We start from the raw sequence: 17,113 nt of genomic DNA on the forward strand, positions 1-17,113 counted from the left end.
ACGTTGTATTTTTCAATCGTTTACCGAAATTCCCAGCACATTATTTTTGCCCCGCTCAATCATTGGAATCCTCTTTCAGCCAACGATCGCGGTTACATTCATAAATCTCCTGTAGGATTTGTTTAACGTTATATTTCATTTTCCAGTTGGGATAGTGACTGGAAAATTTGGAATTGTCGCTAATCCACCAAATGTGATCGCCAATGCGATTCCCTTCAGCATAAGTCCAATTAAACTTGCGTTCCGCAATTGCCTCGCACATCTGGATCGCTTCTAACATTGAACAATTGCTGTACCTGCCTCCTCCTGTATTATAAACTTGGGCGCTTTGGGGAGCTTTATAAAATTCATAAAATGCCGAAATTAAATCAGCGCTATGAATGTTGTCGCGAACTTGCTTGCCTTTGTAGCCAAACACCGTGTAAGGAGTTCCCGTGACTGCACACTTCATCAAGTAGGCGAGGAAGCCGTGCAATTGAGCTCCTGAGTGATTTGGGCCAGTCAAACAGCCACCGCGAAAACAAGCGGTGTTCATATTAAAATATCGACCGTATTCTTGGACTAAAACGTCAGCAGCTACCTTAGAAGCACCAAACAAACTGTGCAGGCACTGATCGATTGACATATCTTCCCGAATGCCGGTTTCGTAAGTATGGCCAGGTTCAATTTCCCACCTGTGTTCTAATTCAATTAAAGGCAAACTGTTAGGCGTATCGCCGTATACTTTATTGGTAGAAGTGAAAATGAAAACCGCTTTAGGACAGTACAAGCGAGTTACTTCTAGAAGATTGAGAGTGCCGTTGGCATTGACGGTAAAGTCTATTTTCGGAGCACGGGAAGCCCAATCATGGCTGGGTTGGGCTGCTGTGTGAATTACTAATTCGATCGACTCGCCGTACCGCTGAAAGATATTGGTAATCGCTTCATAGTCGCGAATGTCCACATCTAAGTGATAATACTTGGTACCCAAAGACTTTTCGAGCAGTTGGCGGTTCCAGTTTGTAGAACCATCAGCACCAAAAAAGAACTGGCGCATATTATTGTCGATGCCAACGATATCTAAGCCTTGTTTGGCAAAGAACTTACACGCCTCAGAACCAATTAAACCCGCCGAGCCAGTAATGATTGCAACGCCCACGTTTCACCGCCTGAAAAAATATAGTTTTCTTTGTTTTGCTCGATCGAACCCATCAGAAGTTATCCTGATTTTCCATCGAATACATCTTCGCACAATTGGGCAAAGAATTTACCTTTGATATTCCAATCATAGATTTCCCTGACGCGCGTTTGACCCGATCGACCCAAGCGATCTCGCAATTCACGATCTTGGGCTAAACACACTATAGCTTCTGCTAGACCTTGCACAGTGCGATCTGGGTCAGTAGCAGCCACTTTAATCCCCGTTTGAGCCGTTACTTGAGTAGCCGGACCCCCCAAATCCAAACAAATCGTCGGACGACCAACCCCCATCATTTCCGTGCAGACAAATCCGCCAGAGTCATGCAAACTCGGATGGAGGAGAACGTGAGACTCCCCCATTTTAGAAAGAGTTTCACTGCGAGATAAAGTTCCCCAAAAAAATACTTTATTTGCCAGTCCCAATTCTGTTGCCAAAGCTTCCAAACGCTGCCTTTCCGGGCCGTCTCCCACAATCCAGTATTCCGATTGTTCCAGCTTCGCCTCCGCAAATGCACGGAGTCCCAAGTGCACCCCTTTCCAATGTAAGAGACGACCAACACTGATGAATCTAATTGGTTGCTCCGGCGGGGTAGGAAATTTCTCTAGTTCTTGAATTTCCTGCTGCGATAAACCGACTTGCGAGAAAATCTTCACGTTTTTTGCTTTAAGAAATCGCAGTCGGGCTGCGGTTTCTTCCGTAGTCGCCAGTGCCACGGCACTGCGGCGCGCCGTCAGACCCACAAACGGATCGCGTTCTCCTACGCTTTGAGCCAATGCCCGCAGCGTTTCGTAAATTTTCCCCCGGCGACTAAAATCTTGCCAAAAAGGCTTTGGTGCTGCTTCTGCACCCCCCACAGGCCCCCAAATAAAAGGATGCGGCAACAGCGCCAGGAAACTGGGAGACCAATGTTTGACATAAGTCACGTGATGTACTATGTCAAAACCAATTTCGCGATCGAGCTTCCGAGCGATAAAATATGCCCAGATTTGCCACAGATAGTAGTGAAGTTGCAGCAATCCTTGTTTCCCCTTCCAATCTTCGCTCCACCCAAACGGATCAAAATAAACAAAGTGCAGGTTGGGCACTGGGTTCCGCTCTAGTTCTGCTTCAATGTACGATCGACAAAACGTGCGAGTAAATACCCAACTTTCGTGATGTTTAGCAGATTGGATAACAGTATTCCATCCTACTCCCTCTTCGGAGCCGAGATTCGGTTCGCAAGCAAACGCAGATAATAAAACTTTCATGGCTAAGTGGTAATTGGTAATTGGTAATTGGTAATTGGTAATTGGTAATTTTTCCCTCTTTCCTCTTCCATCCCTCCGTTAAATCCTTTAAAAAATCCTTTGCCGAACTTGCTTTACCTATTCTCCATCAAAAAAGATGTAACTTCGACGTAAGCTTTAGCTGCTGTTTCTGGCGTTTTTTGAGAAATTATCTGTCGTGAACGCTCTCCCATCGACTCAATCAAATCAGGATGATCTAGAAAAACTTGCATTTTCTCCGCTAATTCTTGAACACTGCTAGGGTCGAAAATATAACCGTTCTCGCCTGACATAATTAACTCACAGGAAGCTGCACCATTTGAACACAAGACTGGTTTTCCCAAAACCATCGCTTCGGGTACAACCATACCCCAGACATCCTCAAAAGTAGGAAACACAAAAATATCAGCTTGCTGAAAATAAGCACCTAAATTTCCATATTCTACCCATCCCGCCCACGTTACTTGCTCTTCAAAATCGCACTGTTTAATAAATGCTTCCAGTTCTTCCCGCTGATCTCCCTTGCCAATAATCAACAGCGAATAATCAACATAACCTTGATTTTTAAGAATAGCGCAAGCTTCTAAAAGCGTTTTAATTCCCTTTCTAGCCGTGATGCGCCCTACATACAGAAAAATCGGGCGTTTCAACTGCAAGTTTTGGGGCTGAGTCTGATCCAATCGTTTCAGCAAAGCACCCGCATCAGGTACCAGATAGGTTCGGGTAAAAATTTTATCCTCCGGTACGTTGAGAACTTCCATCAGATATTTTTTACCCGCATTGCTATTGGCAACAAAAGCATCGGCAAACCGCACAATGATGCGGCGCACAAATGTCCTAAAACTGGAATCTCGAAAGTCTGTATTTGGGGAACTACCATCGTAAATAATTGCAACTTTCCACCTCAGTAGCGGTTTTAAAAACGCAACAATTACAGTCCACAAAGAGAAAGCTTGGGGAAAGACCACATGAGGTCTAAATTTTAGCAAATAGCCGATAATACTAGGCGATACTACAATGAATCCGCGATCGTATCCTGTTTCTATCTTTTCCGTCTCGACAAATTTAGTCTCCCCTACCAACTGAATTGCCGATGCTCCCGGCAGGGTCGGATCGAACCCAGACCAAACACGACCAGTATAAAATACAGTATTCTTAAAAAATTTCGTAAATTCCCTCAAAACAGGCTGCCAGTAAGCTCCCAGTTCCACTTCCGGGACAAGCCAAGCAATGCGGAGTTCATTTCTATCAACCATCCTATTCACCTTGAGTTTTGTTTTTAGTCAATCCCAGTTTACTCAACACTGAAAGCCAAACTAACCTGCGATAAGGTAGCAGCCAATAAATTGGCCACAACCAGCCACCATGCCGCTGAGTAAATACTTTCCACTCTTGAGCCGGTTGCAGGGTAGTATCTTTGAATGATAAACCTTTCGGTTTGCTCATTTTATCCAATCCTTCACTTAAATTATCAGCAGCCGTTTTGATCACTTGGGGGTTGAGAGAACAAGTGCCTAAATAGCCAGGAGAAATCCAAACTGTACATCCTTTCTGTCTGGCTCGTAAACCATAATCCCAATCGCCAATATAATGGACAAAAGCCGGATCGAGGTTGCCGACCTTTTGCACAACACTGCGGGGAATTAATACGCAGTTGCCGTGCATAGTATCGCACATCTGAGGCTCTTTTGTTGGTTCGAGGATACCATATCGGAAGGGGTGCAAAGGGTTATTTCGCACCACACCTCCGTATGTTGTTTGACCCGTTTCGGGGTCGCAGGTAGAACCGCCAATGATGGCTTTTGTTTCTCCTTTTTCTGATAATTTTTGAGTTGTTTCTAGCAATACACTTACGGTGTCTCGATAAATAAGAGTGTCATCATTTAACCATAGGTAGTAGTCGGGATCATCTTTCATTGCTTCGGTAAAAGCCCCACGCATTCCCCCGTTCCAAAATAAGTTACCATCGCCGGAAAAAATATTGACTTGAGGATAGATTTGACGAACGGCCTCGCTGGTGCCATCGGTACTGGCGTCATCGACTAGATAGGCTAAAATATCAACATCGGCTGGAAGTGCCTGCTTAAAAAGAGCATCTAAGCAAGCTAATGTTTTCTCTTTGCGGTTGAAGCAAGTTAAAAGGGCGGCGATTTTAGTACGGTTCATTATTCCCAATTTTGCTGCTTTTAACGATAGGTAAGGCTAAAAGTAACAGTGTTTTATTTTACCACTCGCTCGGCGGTTGCAACCGTCGCTACAAAAATGAAAGTATGGCTTACGCAGTCGCTCCCCCCCCCTTTTCACAATGGGGCTTTAAGAGTTCCCCACTTGGGCAACGGGGTGGGGGTATCAAGGTTTTAGAGTTTAAGAGCGTCAGTCCTAGAAGTCTGTCTGGGTAAACTATTGCTGTATTATAGTTGACCCGCGAACTTTTTGGTGATAAATTGGAATTTAGAACTTAAGTTAACAAGCGAAGCCTGCAAACTTCCTAGCACATTCATAATATTGATGAGTTGTACTAAGCAAAAATATTTATACTCGTAGGAGTTGAACAGTTTAAATGCCACATTATCATACAAAAAGTCCCATTGTTTTTGTGGTCTTCAATCGAGTGGATACTACTGAAAAAGTCTTCGAGGCGATTCGACAAGTTAAACCCCCTAAGCTGTTAGTAATAGCTGACGGCCCTCGTGCCAACAAACCTGGGGAAGATGAAAAGTGCGCCGCTGTACGTGCAATTATCGATCGGGTCGATTGGGACTGTGAAGTTCTGAAAAATTATTCAGAGATTAATTTAGGTTGCAGGGATCGCATTTCTAGCGGTTTCGACTGGGTATTTAATACCGTAGAAGAAGCAATTATACTCGAAGATGACTGTTTGCCACACCCGAACTTCTTCCCTTTTTGTGAACAGTTATTAGAGCATTATCGAGATGACAAACGGATTATGTCAATCGCTGGCGTAAATTTACAATTTGGCAGAAAAAGAACAGAAGACAGTTACTATTTTTCGCGTTTTAGTAACTGTTGGGGATGGGCGACTTGGCGCAGAGCATGGCAATACTATGATGTTGACATGAAGTTATGGCCTCAACTTCGGGAAGCCGGTTTTCTCGAAAATTTATTAGGTAATCCTCAATCTGTAAAAGTTTGGGATAGTGCTTTTCAAGTTTCCTATGATGGAACTGTCAACAATTGGTTTTTTAGATGGCTTTTTACTTGTTGGGTTCAAAATGGACTTGCTATTATTCCAGAAAACAATTTAATTTCTAATATTGGATTTGGCAGTCAAGCCACCCATACTTCAGGAGAAGATAGTATATACAGTAATATGCCAACGGAAGCAATGACCTTTCCTTTAAAGCATCCCAACCACGCGATCCGAAATTTTGTAGCGGATCAATTCACTCAAGATACATTTTATGATTATCATCCCCCATTAATCAGGCGCATCAAGAAAAAATTAAATAAGCTATGTGGGAACACAATATTTAACCTTCACTAAGTAATTAGTAACCATGTCTAAAATCTCAACATTTCTCAGTTCTCTACTCAAAAATCCAATCACTGAATATCTGCGATTTTTAGTCAATTGGTGGAAAAACAAGTTTAAATATAATAATTTTTATCAAGACTATATGGCTTTGGTTACAAATTCAACTATCAGTCACAATGTTAGTGTGTCTAGTCGTGTAGCCATAGAAGGTTCTGTCATAGGTTCTTACACTTATGTGCGCGATAATACGCGAATTTTCAATGGTGTTGTCGGCAATTTTTGTTCGATAGGGCCAAACTGCATCATTCGCTTAGGCGTACATCCTGTGGGAAATTTTGTTTCAAGCCATCCGATATTTTATTCGCCAAAGATGCTAGTAGGGACAACCTTTGTAGACCAAAAATATTTTGAGGAAGAGGAAAAAACTGTCCATATCGGCAATGATGTTTGGATTGGATCAAATGTTATTGTTGTAGATGGTGTAACTATTGGTGATGGAGCCATTATCGCAGCCGGAGCCGTTGTCACAAAAGATGTGCCACCTTATGCTATATATGGAGGAATTCCGGCCAAACTTATTCGCTATAGGTTTGATGAACAAAAGATTGATTTTCTGCTGAAGTTTAAGTGGTGGGACAATGATGAAAAATGGTTGAGAAAAAATGTCAAAGATTTTCACAACATTGACAAATTTATCCATATTTATAACACGGAAAATAGTTGAAGGCTAGCGGATTCGGTAGTAGGTCTAATTAGCCCGATGTTATATAACATCAGCAGTCATCTGGGATTTAAACTTAGACCAATTCAGAACCATCACAGCCGCTATGAATGCCAGTGTCTCATTGCTAGTCTGATACGGTAAAAATCTATAGCGAAAACTAGCCATTCTCGGATCACGTTCTTGGTATAAAATATCTTGGGCAAAGTTCCCCCAACGCTCATCTATCAAATCAATTGTCATACCAGCATGAGCCGAAGGTAGCAACATATTAGAGCCGTGAAGACCAATTACTAAGCGGCTTTGTGAATAAATACCGCATATTTCCTTTTCAACTTTTTCATTAAAACTATCCACTCTGTAATCTTCAATCCATTCTGGAAACTTAGTTTTTGTCCCCAAACCAGCTACTGCAAATTTTGCTTCTGGTACTTGCAACCTGATCTTCTCAAATAACTGCTGAATTTTTAAATTTTGCAATGGCAGTGACATTGCTTTTTGATCTATTTTTCTAAGCACTCGAAACAGCAAACGGTTAACTAATAAACGATCTTCGCGCCAAATAAAAGTAATTTTTATTTCTTTGTTCTCAAAGTTATGTTTTGGAACTCTAGTAAAGCGCGTGATGTCGAACTGACTGGGATGAGAATGAGCTTCGCTGACATAAATTTCATCAAAGCGTTTAGTTTCTTCTTCAACAAACTCGGCGAAGCTGGGATAGTAATTCTGACCATTTTTTAAAGAAATAGGTACGGTCCAGACTTCTGCAACTTCATCAGGAACCATCCACCTTAAAAACTTAGGAACTATCACAACTAACCCGTAGTCCGAGTTGCATTCTAAGTGCCTTTGTGCATTTAGCAACTTGAGCAGGGAATGACCATAAAGATGATCGATACAGTTTAAGATAATTACCCGATTGCAGGGTTTAAAAATTTCTTTTACAATCTCAAGTTTTTCCGGTTGAGGATTTTGGAGTGAATTAAGTAATGGTTGGCCTAACCATTCCTTCTTGTAATCCTCGGCTGCAAAAATTTCTCCTTTTATTAAATTAACTTGGATGTAGTTTTTCACTCCATGACCTACTCTCAAATCGTCGATTATCTCGCTGCCGCATCCCTCGCACTTAGAGTCTAGAACAATGTGGATACCGTGCCACAGAACATTTTTCGGATTAAGTTCTGTTCCACAATAGGGGCAATTCGATCGCTGTTCGATTTTAGGTTTAATTTGAATCACTTTACTAATCCTCGGATTCTACAAGCTGCCTTGTATAAGTTAAGCGAACGCCAGATAAAATTTGCGAAGGGGCGCAATTCCTTAATCAAGAAATTGACTAATATAATCACGTAAAAATAAGTTATCAGAGTAGCTGCCGTTGCTCCAAAAGCTCCATATTTAGGAATCAGAAAAAAGTTCAACCCTACATTAAAAATAGATCCGACTACAGTCAAGTAAAGACCGTAGCGCAACTGACCTTCTATGTTCAAATATGTACTCCGTGCTACTCCAAAGTTACTGCCAAATTGCGCCCAAACATAGATTGACAGTACCGCTGCTGACTTCGCATAGTTTTCACCGTAAAGCAGATGCACTATCCAGGGAGAAAGTAATGATATCGGTATCGCCACTCCCAACCATAAAAATATCATAATATCCGAGTAAATTTGAAATTTATTTAGATATTCTTCATAATTTGTATTTCTCAAATTCGCTAATTTGGGAAAAATAGAACCGGATATGATCATCGGCAAGAAATCGCAAATTTCGGAAATTTTAACAGCGGCAGCATAATAGCCAAGTTCAGCATTTTTATTCATCGCACCGAGCATTATCTGATCTGTTTTTGAGTACACATAAACGGCCAATCCCGACAATATTATCGGCCAACTCTCCGATAGCAGTTCCTTACACCTTTCCCAACTGAAGTGCCAATCCTTAATTTTATTCCCCGTAAGCTGATAAAAATATACATAAGCGATTCCTACTAATGCGACCTCTGTCAATCTAACCCAGGCGAAGGCAAGCAGGGGGGCTTTAATTGTTACTAACCCAATTCTGACAGCAGCAACTAAAAAACATACTGAATTTTTAGCCAACACTGTATATTTTGACTGGATTTGGGACTGAAACCAAAAATTGATAGCCTCAAAAGCATTAAAGATAGTTCCGGCTGCGATGATACCTACCAGCCACCGAGTCAGAGTGTCGTTGGGTTTGAGTAGCGCAATCACGGTGACAGTTAACAACAAAGTGATGCAGCCACCAGTAAATTGCAGTCCGAAGGCAGTTCCGAGGGTCTCATTTTTGCATTCTGGGTCGCGAGCGATATTCCTCACTACCAGAGTACCCAACCCCATCGTTGCCACCGAACTAAACAGCGACACAAAGGCGATCGCGTAGTTGAGCAATCCAAATTGTGTCGGACCAAGATAGCGAGCCACCCAAAGACCGACAAACAGACCTAGACCCATCTGCAAGATTTGGTCAGTGAACAGCCAAGCTATGTTGCTGAGTACCTGGCGCAGATTAGGGCCGAGCCTTTTACTGACCGCAGTTAACTTATCTAGCATCAGAATATTTTAAATCTTTACAAAACACAAACGCAGTTCTGGCAGGGTCGGCAATCTCGCAAAATTAGACTGGTTGATCCTATAACAACATATCACAACTTGAGGGAGCATCTCAATGAAAGCAGCCCACCTAGAAATTGGAGTTTGGAGGCAGGAGGCACGAGGCAGGAGGCAGGAGGAAAGAGGAAGAAGGAATGAGCCAGAAGAAGTGTTTTTACAAATATGAGATGCTCTCCAAATTGACCCACGATCCGCCCAATGCTTACTTCAATGGACAGTGCCAGCTAAAGAACGCCTTTGAGGGCTACTGGTGCTACTGTTAGAACTATTGTTAGCATTATCTATCGCCAGTCGAACCGTCAACATTGCGTAACTCAGCCAAGGATTTGCTATCTCTATAATATAACTTTCTGTGATGTTGCTTATAATAATAGACACTAGAAAACAAATCGGTATTCCCGCTTCTTCCAGGGTGCTACGACTCAAATACCGAACTGCGTAAGCTAAATTGAGCAGCAAGGAAGTCATCATTAAGATTAATCCGGGCCAACCGAAGGCTAACAAGATACCGATCGCGCCATTGTGAGGATTTTTCGGTTGAAATCCATTAGGAGTATAAATAAAATAAGCCGGAGTACCCGATCCTAACTTATCTTGTTGAAAAAATCCATCGTATCCGTAGCCAAACCAGGGGCGCTGATTTACCGCAGCAATTAACTGCGGCCAGAATTCTGTCCGCCCAGTTAGAGTCAAGTCTTTGCCTAAGCCACCTACAATAATATCCTCTAGGTTGTCTACTACAAAAACAGTCATAATTATGCTGACGACCAGGAAACATATAATCGCAGTAAATGCCCACTGAAAACTTAATTTTTGTAGAAAGTTTAGTGACGACACTGCAATTATTAATAGGATTGTAATCACTAGAGCCGCGCTCGATTTATTAGCCCTTACCAGGTAAAATGAAAAAAACATCATTCCCAAAGCAATCCAGCGATCTTTCTGAGTTTTAGCTCCTTGAAAATAATGCAAATACCAAAATGCCGTACAGAGAGATAAGACTCCCCCCAAAGAATTTTTAGATTGGGTTAAGCCAACAAAATCGCCTGCTCCAGGGGGTTTAATTACAAAACTTGCCAAACCAATTGCCGTGTATCCCCAGCGCCAGAAACGAGATAAATCCTCCCATTTATATTGGGCTGCAATGTAAAACCCGAAAGCAGTAAATCCTGAGAAAGCTAGGCTTGCTCTTAGCGTTTCTTCAGGAACTAGAGACCATAATGTAGACAGTAAGGGAAGTAATATATAAAGTAAAAAGAAAGGATTCATTATCAATATTTTGGAAAAAATATCTATAAAATTGCTCATAAAAATTTTGATTCTTGAAATCAAAATTAATACTACCCAGGGGTAAAAAAAATAAGGTATTAGTTTTAATATTCCCCCTTCTGGATCTTTCAAATTAACAAAATGCAAGTAATTAAAAGGAGGTTGTATCAAAAAGGGAGAGATAAAAATATAAAGACAAGCAAAGCTTTTTTCTAAAGCCAAACCGATTTTTTTATAGCTGGCAAATTGAAATAATAGTATAGTTGCCATCCCGACTATAGCAAGTAGCATCAAAGTCAATGAAGAACTACCTAAAATCAGCTCTCTCAGCATATTGGGTAGAGACACTGGTTGATTCATAATTGCTTTCCTTTATCACCAACAATATCAAATTATATAGATATAAAATATAGCCGTCAACCCGCAACCACGCTAACACATAAATTAGGCATAAAGCAAAAATACAGCATCGTTTTTTCGGCGATCGCTTAAAATAATGAGCTTTTTGCCCAGCACTAAAAAGGCTACACTTATATAAATCATAGTCAATAAAATTAGGTGGTGTATGGTTAACACCCATTTTCCAAGGCAGATAGCCCCGTCGGTTGTGGGTGTTGTCTTGTTTGCTTCCAGTGTCCTCGCTGATGCCAGGATCACCCCGGCACAACTTCCCATCCCGCTAGGCGCAGACCAAGCCCAGAATGTTGCGCCCGTTAGGCGATCGCCCGAAAGCTACAAACTCGGCGGTGGCGATCGCATCCAAGTAGAAATACTCGAAGTACCCGAACTTAGCCGTGGCTACGAAGTCCTTTCCGACGGTTCAGTCAACCTGCCCCTGATCGGCTTGGTCTCCATCCGCGGTCGCACCTTAGTAGAAGCCACCAACATCATCCGCAACGCCTACCGCCGCGTCCTCAAAGACCCCATAGTCACAGTCAGCCTCGTCGCCGCCCGCCCCCTCAACGTCGGCGTCATCGGAGAAGTCACCAGGCCCGGAAACTTCACCATTACCCTAACTCCTGGCCCGGGAGCCGCGCCGAGTGTCCAGTACCCCACTGTCACCCAAGCGATCAGACTCGCAGAAGGCGTCACGGGTGTGGCCGACATCCGCAACATCCGTGTCCGCCGTCCCCAACGAGACGGCCCCGATCAAGTGCTCAATGTCAACCTGTGGAAATTCTTGGAGGAAGGAGACATCTCTCAAGACATAATTTTGCAAGACAGAGACACAATCGTGATTCCCACAGTCGCCAACTTCAACCAAGCAGAAGCTCGTCAATTTGCGACGGCAAACTTTTCGCCACCCCCAGAAAAACCTCGATCGATCTCCATCGTTGGTCAAGTCACCCGCCCCGGGGCTTACGTCGTGATCGGTGGCAATACCACCAACGACCTCAGCCGCGAAGGTTTCCCCACCGTCATCCGGGCCATTCAGCTAGCTGGTGGCATCACATCGGATGCCGACATCCGGCAAATCCAAGTGCGGCGCGTCACCAGAAGAGGTGAACAAATTATCCCAGTCAACCTGTGGCAGTTCCTAGAGTCCGGCGACGGCGCTCAAGATACCATCCTCCAGGAGGGAGACACGATCATTGTGCCCAAAGCCACGATCGTTAACCCAGCAGAAGCTGGCGTACTCGCTAGCACTAACTTTGCCCCCGTCGGCATTAACGTTTTTGTAGTAGGAGAACTCAGAACATCCCTCGATCCCTTGAGGCTCCCAGCTAATGCCACACTGAATCAAGCTTTAGTTTCCAGAGGATTTTTTGGCTACGAGAATACCAGAGCTAGAAGGGATAAAGTTGAGCTAGTCCGCCTCAATAACGACGGTACAGCTACTAAACGGACGATCGAAGTCAATTTAACTCAAGGAATTAACGAAGAAACCAATCCTCAACTTCGCAACAACGACATGATTATCGTATCTCGCAGGGGTCTCGTCAATTTTGTCGATCGCATGAACGCTGTAATCGGACCTGTCGGGCCTGCGACGGGAGTGTTAAATTTTATAAACGTTCTCCGATTTTTATTCAGGTAAGAAGGCGGCGGGTGAGGTGAATAATTCCTGGCAAAGGCTAGAATAAACTAAACAATAAGATTACCCAGCCGCGACCTGGCCGCTTCAAAAATATCAACCTCAAAAATATCAACCTCAAAAATACCCAGGCTGAATATGGATAGCAGACAAGATTACCAACCCTTCACACCTAAATCGAATGGCAAACTGCCGGAGTTATCTGCTCAGAACTACAGAGATCACTTTGTTGAGGAGAGAGAAGAAGAAAAGCTAGACTTGTCCTGGCTCTTAGGCGTCGTGCGCCGTCGCTTCCCGGTCATGGCAGCCGCCACCATTGCTTTGAGCGCCCTGGCAGGAACAGCGATCGTCGCCACTTCTAAAAGCATAACGATCGAGTATGAAGGCTCCTTTTCCCTGTTAGTAGAACCCGCCACTGCTGAAGGTTTGCTGTCCAAACAATTAAACAACACCCAAGCTGCCGACTTAGCAAGAATTAATATAGAAGGAATTAGCTTAGTAGACTACGAAACCCAAATTAGGATTTTGCGTAGCCCCAAATTGATGCAGCCCGTGCTTGAGGAATTGCGAGCGTGGTATCCCAAAATGACCTATACGGAACTGATCTCAAAAATGTCCATCAACCGCATCAGCTACACGAAAGATGGCAAACAGCAAGGCACAAAAATTTTACAAGTTCGCTACAAAGATGCAGACAGAAAAAAAATTAACAACGTATTGGACAAAATTTCTAAAGCTTATCTAGACTACAGCTTGCAGCAACGGCTGATGGGCATTAATCAAGGTATTAAATTTATAGATACGGAGCTTCCCAAGCTCCGAGAAAGAGTAGAAGTTCTGCAATTGCAAGTCCAAAGACTGCGGCAGCAGAGCAACTTATTTGAACCTCAGATAGAGGGAAAATCTTTGTCTGAACAAGTTCAAAGCATTCGCGGCAAGCAAGTAGAAATCAGAGTTCAGCTAAAAGGGATGCGAAACCTCTACCAAAGCTATGAAAAACTACTCAAGGAAAATAATCCCCAGGGGCTGCTGATTACCCAAGGACAAGCTTACGGCGGACTCTTAGGTCAAATTCAGAGAATAGACTCGGAATTGTCAATGAAATTAGCTCAGTACAGAGAAGACAGTTTGCCAGTTTTAGCGCTGCGAAAAAGTCGGGAAGAACTTATTTTAACCGCCACTCAACAAGCAAAAGAAGTGGTGATGGGAAATTTAGAGACCCAAATCAAAGAAATTGAAGCGCGCGATCGTGAAATGACCGCTGTGCAAAATGCTCTCAACCAAAAAATTAGAAACTTTTCAGTTACAACCCGACAATACGACAATTTACAGCGAGAACTGCAAGTAGTTACTAAGAGTTTGTCGGACTTCTTGGCAAAACGAGAAGCCTTGCGAATTGATGCGGCTCAGGAGCAAATACCCTGGGTGCTGATAAATCCTCCGGAAATTCCGCGAGACAAATTCGGCAACCCTATAACAGCTACCGTCAAACAAACCAGAAAACAGTTAGCGCTGGCAGTAATTTTAAGCAGTCTGCTGGGCATAGCCGTCGGCTTGCTCGTAGAGGTACTAAATACTGTGTTCCACACTCCAGAATCACTCAGAATGGCCACAAGATTGCCAATACTCGGGGTGATTCCGTTTACCAAGAAAGTCAAGCGCAGACCGCCAGCCAGACAGAGAAAACTAACATCGGCTCGATCGAACTCGAAAGTGGAAGTAGTCGAACAGGTCGAAGCTAGACCTACTGGTTCGATGAGCGGGGCACCAAGTATTTTGAGCGACTTGGACTATCAATTTTTAGAAGCATTTCGATCCCTATACACGAACATTCACTTGCTGAGCGCAGGCACGGCAATTCGATCGCTCTTAGTCGGCTCAGCCGTAACCGGAGACGGGAAATCTACAGTAGCTTTGCACCTAGCAGCCACAGCAGCAGCCGTAGGACAGCGAGTATTGTTAGTAGATGCAGATTTGCGTTGCCCCCAACTGCACGCTAAGTTAGGACTGTCGAACGTGCGTGGCCTGGGCGATGCCATCTCCACAGATATCAGCCTCAACGACGCGATTCAACGAGCCCCGAACCAAGAAAATTTGTTTGTACTCACCGCAGGCCAAATTCCCCCCGATCCGATCAAGCTTCTTTCTTCCAAAAAAATGCAGTATCTGATGGAGCAATTTCAAGCATTTTTTGACTTAGTAATTTATGACACCCCGCCACTAGCAGGCTTGGCAGACACCCACTTGATCGCAGCTCACACAGACGCTACGATTATGGTCGTCCAAATTGGGCAAACGGACCGAGCGCAAGTTCGCAAAGTTTTAGAAGAATTAAAAATTTCTGGAGCTTCCGTTTTGGGAATCGTTGCTAATGGCTGCAAAAACACCGGTCACAGCTACCGCCAACGCCCGGTCGTTTTAGACACGCTCTACGACCAAAAACTATCGGCTTTAGGTACGAAAAATCCTAATTAGACAAATGTTGATGCAGGCGGCCGAGGGCCGCCGTCCTCAACGGGAAACGCACAACCAAGCTATACCCTGATTTTTTGATAATAGTACCATTTGAGAAAGAAAATGATAGACTAACGGACATAGCCTCGTGTGTCAACCGAGATTGCGCGGATATTTAAATTTTGCGGTAATTACTCAGAAAATGATTGAGAAATCAGCAAAAGTGGGTAAACTACATTTAGCAGAGCGCAATCTCAATCAGGAAAAGACACCTTTGAAGGTGAACGTTAGTGTAAACGTTAATGAGAACGTTTCAACCCAGAAACTTGGTAGGGATTATTCTATGAGTACAGTTATGGTTGTTGATGATAGCGTCACTCTGCGGGAGATGATCGCCGACTTGCTCAAAGGTAGAGGACTAAACGTCACGGTAGCGAGTGATGGCGTAGAAGCTCTAGAGCAAATTAAAGCTAACCGCCCAGATTTAGTCGTTCTGGATATCGTGATGCCCCGGATGAACGGCTACGAAGTCTGTCGCAGGCTCAAAAGCGACCCTAAAACCCAAAATTTGCCTGTAGTAATGTGTTCGAGCAAAAGCGAAGAGTTCGATCGCTATTGGGGAATGAAACAAGGAGCCGACGCTTACATCGCCAAGCCATTTCACCCTCAAGAATTGGTCGGGACTATTAAGCAACTGCTGCGAGGTTGAGGTGGAGGAGTAGGGACAGGAAAAAAATTGTCTTCAGCGCTGATTATTTCTGCTCCCGCAGCCTCTCTAAACTACTCGATTGACAATAGTCCAAACATCCCCGTCCGATCGCACGTAGGGAACAGAAATACTCTTAAAACCAGTAATAAAAGGCTTGTAATAAACTTGCCAGTAGCTGGGACTAATTTGGTCGGCGATGGCCTTGAGTCCCTTCACTTCCGCCGCCAGTTCCGCCGCCAGTTCATTAATCCGTTCCGCGTGTCCCTGAGCTAGTAGTCTTCCTTCTTCAACTTGCTCCTCCATCGGACTGATTCTTTGCAACTTTACCGACTGCTGTTGTTTCTGACTCAGTTGAGCAGACAGAGCCGCGATCGCGTCATCTATACCCTTGACTTCTGCCGACACTTGTGCTGTTTCCCTGGCGTGACGCCGATAAGCATCGGCGATCGCTTGGGGCGAATCACCTGCTGGGACAACATCGGCAATACTAAGCTGCTGGCGTTCCAGGCGCAATTCCTCAATTTTAGAGTAAATTGCTTCTATATCTGTCTGAAGTTTGTCCACCTAATTATTACCGCGTGGTTGTTTGATATTTTAGCATATTAACACAAACCAATGACCTAATCGCCCTATAAATAGCATACAGCACTTCCGGATGTTATGAGGTACAGTAGCAGCAATTAGTAAACCAGTTTTTAAGATGTTTCGGATTAATTAAGTCAAGAGCCACAGAAATTATGGTGTCAACCATTTTAGTGGTGGTTGGTGACAAATGGATCGAGAAAGATTTGAGTTGCGACCACCATAATTCAATTGGATTAAAATCAGGAGACTATGGGGAAAAACACAAGATAGAAGCACCCACCGCTTCAATCTACTGGCTTAATTGAATCTACTTTATGCGCGGGTAAATTATCAATTCACGTCTACTGCTCCCGACCACAATTGTGGCACTAAACATTGCTCAATAAATACCTCAAATGCTTTGCCATCCATTGAGTTATCCATTGTCATGAGTGCCACTACTCGCTTCAAACTAATTGCACCAATTACTGTGACTTTTTTCCCTCGGTAAAAAGGTTTAACCGCATAGACTCTCGTTCCTCGTTGTGAACGTGCATGACTTCTGGTTAAACAAGCGTAATACTCCAGTATCATCTAAAAAGACTATATTTTTTGGGTCGATATGCTTGAGTTTTTACCAATAATCTAACCTTAACTTCATGACTCTTTCAGTGCCGGCTTGGCTACCGATCACTGTTTTTTTTTACGATTCTTCTGGGCAAATAACTCACACAATTCTAGTAAGGTTGCATCGGGATGTGCTGCCACTATTTCTCTCAAAGAAGCT

General features: G+C 43.6%; 14 protein-coding genes. 5 read left to right on the forward strand and 9 right to left on the reverse strand.

All coding sequences use genetic code 11. From position 1 onward, the window contains the following. Positions 1 to 55 precede the first annotated feature (55 nt). The 4 genes from QUA88_RS21655 to QUA88_RS21670 form a co-directional block, all read right to left on the reverse strand. Entirely contained in the window at positions 56 to 1,138 is a 1,083-nt protein-coding gene (locus tag QUA88_RS21655; RefSeq protein WP_333057264.1) for an NAD-dependent epimerase/dehydratase family protein, read from the reverse strand. A 59-nt stretch (positions 1,139 to 1,197) separates the two neighbouring features. Further along, on the reverse strand, positions 1,198 to 2,427 hold the full coding sequence (locus QUA88_RS21660; RefSeq protein WP_333057263.1) for a glycosyltransferase: 1,230 nt from the start codon (positions 2,425 to 2,427) through the stop codon (positions 1,198 to 1,200). 113 nt (positions 2,428 to 2,540) lie between these two features. Next, positions 2,541 to 3,701, reverse strand: a complete 1,161-nt coding sequence (locus QUA88_RS21665; protein ID WP_333057262.1) for a glycosyltransferase family 4 protein — start codon at positions 3,699 to 3,701, stop codon at positions 2,541 to 2,543. A gap of 1 nt (position 3,702) precedes the next feature. Then, on the reverse strand, positions 3,703 to 4,611 hold the full coding sequence (locus QUA88_RS21670) for a glycosyltransferase family 2 protein (RefSeq protein WP_333057261.1): 909 nt from the start codon (positions 4,609 to 4,611) through the stop codon (positions 3,703 to 3,705). Between the two features lie 445 nt (positions 4,612 to 5,056). On the opposite strand from QUA88_RS21670, the gene QUA88_RS21675 reads away from it, so the two are divergent. Together QUA88_RS21675 and QUA88_RS21680 are read left to right on the forward strand one after the other, a co-directional pair. Beyond that, on the forward strand, positions 5,057 to 5,950 hold the full coding sequence (locus QUA88_RS21675) for a glycosyltransferase family 2 protein (protein WP_333273765.1): 894 nt from the start codon (positions 5,057 to 5,059) through the stop codon (positions 5,948 to 5,950). Positions 5,951 to 5,963: 13 nt separating this feature from the next. Further along, complete coding sequence (locus QUA88_RS21680) at positions 5,964 to 6,665, forward strand: CatB-related O-acetyltransferase (RefSeq protein WP_333057259.1); 702 nt, start codon at positions 5,964 to 5,966, stop codon at positions 6,663 to 6,665. Positions 6,666 to 6,704: 39 nt separating this feature from the next. Here QUA88_RS21680 and QUA88_RS21685 read toward each other — a convergent pair whose 3' ends face one another. From QUA88_RS21685 to QUA88_RS21695, 3 genes are all read right to left on the reverse strand, one after another. After that, positions 6,705 to 7,901 carry a hypothetical protein gene (locus tag QUA88_RS21685; RefSeq protein ID WP_333233839.1) on the reverse strand — a complete coding sequence of 399 codons (1,197 nt, stop codon included), beginning with the start codon at positions 7,899 to 7,901 and terminating at the stop codon, positions 6,705 to 6,707. Further along, complete coding sequence (locus QUA88_RS21690) at positions 7,898 to 9,235, reverse strand: flippase (RefSeq protein WP_333057257.1); 1,338 nt, start codon at positions 9,233 to 9,235, stop codon at positions 7,898 to 7,900. Before QUA88_RS21690 ends, QUA88_RS21685 begins: the two co-directional genes overlap by 4 nt. Positions 9,236 to 9,502: 267 nt before the next feature. Further along, on the reverse strand, positions 9,503 to 10,924 hold the full coding sequence (locus tag QUA88_RS21695) for an O-antigen ligase family protein (RefSeq protein ID WP_333273769.1): 1,422 nt from the start codon (positions 10,922 to 10,924) through the stop codon (positions 9,503 to 9,505). 205 nt (positions 10,925 to 11,129) lie between these two features. On the opposite strand from QUA88_RS21695, the gene QUA88_RS21700 reads away from it, so the two are divergent. From QUA88_RS21700 to QUA88_RS21710, 3 genes are all read left to right on the forward strand, one after another. Continuing rightward, positions 11,130 to 12,602 (forward strand): polysaccharide biosynthesis/export family protein, encoded by a 1,473-nt coding sequence (locus tag QUA88_RS21700; RefSeq protein ID WP_333057255.1) that lies wholly within the window; start codon positions 11,130 to 11,132, stop codon positions 12,600 to 12,602. 135 nt (positions 12,603 to 12,737) lie between these two features. Continuing rightward, the gene (locus tag QUA88_RS21705; RefSeq protein WP_333057254.1) at positions 12,738 to 15,074 is read left to right on the forward strand and encodes a polysaccharide biosynthesis tyrosine autokinase; all 2,337 of its coding nucleotides are present in this window, start codon (positions 12,738 to 12,740) and stop codon (positions 15,072 to 15,074) included. Between the two features lie 322 nt (positions 15,075 to 15,396). Then, a complete protein-coding gene (locus tag QUA88_RS21710; protein ID WP_039886668.1) occupies positions 15,397 to 15,762 on the forward strand; it encodes a response regulator transcription factor in 366 nt (121 codons plus the stop codon). A gap of 66 nt (positions 15,763 to 15,828) precedes the next feature. Here the strand turns inward: QUA88_RS21710 and QUA88_RS21715 are convergent, their stop codons facing one another. Both QUA88_RS21715 and QUA88_RS21720 read right to left on the reverse strand, forming a co-directional pair. After that, a complete protein-coding gene (locus tag QUA88_RS21715; RefSeq protein WP_333057253.1) occupies positions 15,829 to 16,326 on the reverse strand; it encodes a hypothetical protein in 498 nt (165 codons plus the stop codon). Between the two features lie 351 nt (positions 16,327 to 16,677). Next, the gene (locus QUA88_RS21720) at positions 16,678 to 16,920 is read right to left on the reverse strand and encodes a transposase (protein ID WP_333057252.1); all 243 of its coding nucleotides are present in this window, start codon (positions 16,918 to 16,920) and stop codon (positions 16,678 to 16,680) included. Positions 16,921 to 17,113 lie beyond the last annotated feature (193 nt).

The organism is Microcoleus sp. D3_18_C2, assembly GCF_036702395.1.
Taxonomy (GTDB): Bacteria; Cyanobacteriota; Cyanobacteriia; order Cyanobacteriales; family Microcoleaceae; genus Microcoleus.

What these genes read in the sequence shown, in the direction of transcription:
- QUA88_RS21660 (WP_333057263.1), bottom strand. Translation starts at nt 2,427, where the DNA reads ATGAAAGTTTTATTATCTGCGTTTGCTTGCGAACCGAATCTCGGCTCC.
- QUA88_RS21665 (WP_333057262.1), bottom strand. Translation starts at nt 3,701, where the DNA reads ATGGTTGATAGAAATGAACTCCGCATTGCTTGGCTTGTCCCGGAAGTG.
- QUA88_RS21670 (WP_333057261.1), bottom strand. Translation starts at nt 4,611, where the DNA reads ATGAACCGTACTAAAATCGCCGCCCTTTTAACTTGCTTCAACCGCAAA.
- QUA88_RS21680 (WP_333057259.1), top strand. Translation starts at nt 5,964, where the DNA reads ATGTCTAAAATCTCAACATTTCTCAGTTCTCTACTCAAAAATCCAATC.
- QUA88_RS21690 (WP_333057257.1), bottom strand. Translation starts at nt 9,235, where the DNA reads ATGCTAGATAAGTTAACTGCGGTCAGTAAAAGGCTCGGCCCTAATCTG.
- QUA88_RS21695 (WP_333273769.1), bottom strand. Translation starts at nt 10,924, where the DNA reads ATGAATCAACCAGTGTCTCTACCCAATATGCTGAGAGAGCTGATTTTA.
- QUA88_RS21700 (WP_333057255.1), top strand. Translation starts at nt 11,130, where the DNA reads ATGGTTAACACCCATTTTCCAAGGCAGATAGCCCCGTCGGTTGTGGGT.
- QUA88_RS21705 (WP_333057254.1), top strand. Translation starts at nt 12,738, where the DNA reads ATGGATAGCAGACAAGATTACCAACCCTTCACACCTAAATCGAATGGC.
- QUA88_RS21710 (WP_039886668.1), top strand. Translation starts at nt 15,397, where the DNA reads ATGAGTACAGTTATGGTTGTTGATGATAGCGTCACTCTGCGGGAGATG.
- QUA88_RS21720 (WP_333057252.1), bottom strand. Translation starts at nt 16,920, where the DNA reads ATGATACTGGAGTATTACGCTTGTTTAACCAGAAGTCATGCACGTTCA.